Genomic DNA, 2,218 nt, shown 5'->3' on the forward strand with positions numbered 1-2,218 from the left:
TCCACGGCGAAGTCCCCATGCCCGAACAACGCTGAATCTCTGACGCGGACACGGTCAGCAGGACCGATCCACCTCATTGTGTTAGCCGTTGTTAGAGCTACGGATCAGAAGGGTGATCGTGCGGGGAGTTGATCGGCATAGTACGGTCCGCTCATGCCGTCTGACTCCCCGCCTGCATGTCCCGATTGTAGCCAACCGATGCAGTTCGGAGCGTTCGCGCTTTGCCAGCGTGAGGACGACGGCAAGCGTGTCTGTCGCGGGGTATGGGGTTGTCCGAAACGTCACGTCTGGTGGCTGTGGGCCGACCGGCCGGAGGAACCGCCGGAGCCTTGCCCGCACCCGGAACTCTTCGGCGGTTGACATCAGTCGTTGACATCAACAGTGTTGGACAGTAGCGGCATTGAGCGATCGATCACGGCCCAGGTGTCATTGGCGCTGGTGTGATGCGCCAGAAATCCTGAGAGTTGGTTCTGCTCTGTTTTCTGGCTGGTGGTTCCGACCTTGGTGAGGTAGTCGGCGAGGGAGTTGAGGATCTCGTCGGCTGTCTTGGTCCAGGTGAAGGGCCGCGGGTTCTCGTCCCAGGTGTCGATCCACGCAGTGATGTCGTCCTCCAGGGCTTTCACGGACCTGTGGACGCCGCGGCGGATGAGTTTGTCGGTCGGCAGACCGAACCACCGCTCCACCTGGTTCATCCACGAGGAGCCGGTGGGGGGGAAATGGACGTGGAAGCGGGGGTGTTTGCCGAGCCACGTCCTGATGTCGGCGGCGTTGTGGGTGGCGTAGTTGTCGCAGACGAGGTGCACGTCGAGTCCGGCGGGCACCGCCTTGTCGATCCGGAACAGGAACTTCTTGAACTCGATCGCCCGGTGGCGGCGGTGCAGTGCCGATATGACGGTGCCGTCGGCGATGTTGAAGGCGGCGAACAGGCTGGTGATGCCGTGCCTCAGATAGTCGTGGGTGCGGCGTTCGGGCATACCCGGCATCATCGGCAGCACCGGCTGGGACCGGTCCAGCGCCTGGATCTGGCTCTTCTCATCCACGCAGAGCACGACCGCCTTCTCGGGCGGGTGGTGGTACAGGCCGACAACGTCGACGACCTTGGCGACGAACTGCGGATCGGTGGACAGCTTGAACGAGTCCTGCAGGTGGGGCTTGAGGTCGAACCGTTTCCAGATGCGCCCGACCGTCGACTTCGACAGGCCGGTGTGCTGAGCCATCGAGGCCCGCGACCAGTGCGTGTCCTGGCCCGGAACCGACTCCAGGGTGGCTACGACGACCTCCTCGACCTGGGCGAGGAGGATCGAGGGCGGCCGGCCCGAGCGCGGCTCGTCATGCAGAACATCGAGGCGCTTCGCGATGAACCGGGCCCGCCAGCGGTCCACGGTCGACCTGTCGATGCCGAGGTCGGCCGCAGCCTGCTGATTCGTCCCGCCCTGCACGCAGCGCAGCATGATCCTGGCTCGCAACGCGAGGAACTGAGCAGTCTTGGCCCGCCGCGCCTACTGCTGCAGCTGCCTGCGCTCAGTCTCGTCGAGGATCAGGTCGGCCTTCGGCCGGCCAATCCACCCGGTGTCCTCAAGCCCGGCCATCCGCTCCGCCGCGAAAGCCCGCCGCCACTTGCCGACCGTCTTGGCCTGGACACCCACGAGCCGTGCGACACCAGCGTCTGACACGCCCTCAGCGCACGCCAGGATGATGCGGGCCTTCTCAGCCGAGCGCCGTTGCGGCACCTCTGTCCGGCGCAACGACTCGGCACGCTCGGCCTCGGACAACGTGATCGCCACAGCAGAAGGCCCCGAATGCGACATGACAACAGGGTACTTGCTAACCCTCTGGACTTTTGGCGCATCACACTAGACATCGACTTTGACGGCGATAGGATCCGTCAACACCAACCCAAGGCACTTCCCTAGCGGCAGGCCCTGCACCGCAACCCCAGCAACCGTTGCATGACCGCTATGACCGTCGCTGCCCCATCCGGCTTGAGCTACGGGTGTGAAGGTCTCCGTGCCCGATCCGCGCCCGGTCTGGTGGGGAACCACGGTCAACCACGGATGCCAAGGTGAGCCCTAGAGTTTCCCTTGGACCCATCTCCGCAGGTCAGCCATCCGGTGCAGGCGCAAGTGTCGGCGTACACGTGAACGCACATAGTCGCGTACGGATGAACGTGCAGGGTTCTTGATGCGCTGAGTGCCGGCCCCCGGCACGCTGCTGCCTG

At 64.5% G+C, this 2,218-nt stretch carries 1 pseudogene; it reads right to left on the minus strand.

What is annotated here, in order from left to right:
- Positions 1 to 497: 497 nt before the first annotated feature.
- Positions 498 to 1,784 (minus strand): annotated as a pseudogene (locus tag ABT025_RS39350) (IS630 family transposase); the annotation flags it as partial.
- Positions 1,785 to 2,218: the final 434 nt, after the last annotated feature.

The sequence above is a fragment of the Streptomyces sp. NPDC002809 genome, from assembly GCF_040295435.1.
Taxonomy (GTDB): domain Bacteria; phylum Actinomycetota; class Actinomycetes; order Streptomycetales; family Streptomycetaceae; genus Streptomyces.